Source organism: Oleiphilus sp. HI0079 (genome assembly GCF_001635105.1).
The window spans coordinates 1-665 of sequence record NZ_LWFT01001329.1 but is presented as its reverse complement, the minus strand read 5'-3'; the positions used below and the strand labels follow the sequence as shown (position 1 = coordinate 665).

General features: G+C 45.1%; 1 protein-coding gene. It reads right to left on the bottom strand.

The features are described 5' to 3' along the window. Positions 1 to 665, bottom strand: a 665-nt coding sequence (locus tag A3750_RS23045; protein ID WP_156498875.1) for a tetratricopeptide repeat protein, incomplete at both ends; no start/stop codon positions are given.

Here is a 665-nt window from a genome sequence, read left to right as displayed (position 1 = left end):
GGCCAACGCGAGAAGTATCCTATCATTTCGATGCTTTAAGTATATCCGTTTAAGGAAGTCACGCATCTTTGGTTTAGTGCTAGTTGCATCGGAACATACCACCAAAAGATCAACAGCTAGAGGAGAAAAGTCTGGATGTTCTTCAACTAACGACCTCAAATACCCAATCGCTTGAACAAACCCGTGCTCAGCAGACTTTAACTGAGCCAAAAGCAGCAAAGCTCGGGGGTTCTTAGGGTCGACTTTGGAAGCATAATCTAGGTGATGACGCGCTAAGTTATGACGGCCGGACTCTAGCTGAGACACCGCAATCTCACAATGATAATGCCCCATTCGCTTCGCTAGATCAGGATCACGTTTGCAATCCCATTTCGATATCAACTCAATTGCCTGCTCCCAATCTTTTTGTCGCTCAAGAATCGATAACAATAGCCTTCGCGCTTGGTCACTTAAATCTCGAGTAAAAACAAGTTCTTCAAGTAAGGACTCAGCTCTGTCGAATAAACCTGCTGCCTTGTAATCTCTTGCTAGCTCAAAAGTAACAGCATGCGCATTTTCAGTACTTAACTGGGGATGAGCCAAGAGGTTCTGATGAATGAGAATCGCACGATCAACCTCCCCTTCTTGACGAAAGTGACGGCCAATCGATAAGTGGATAGGCAAAG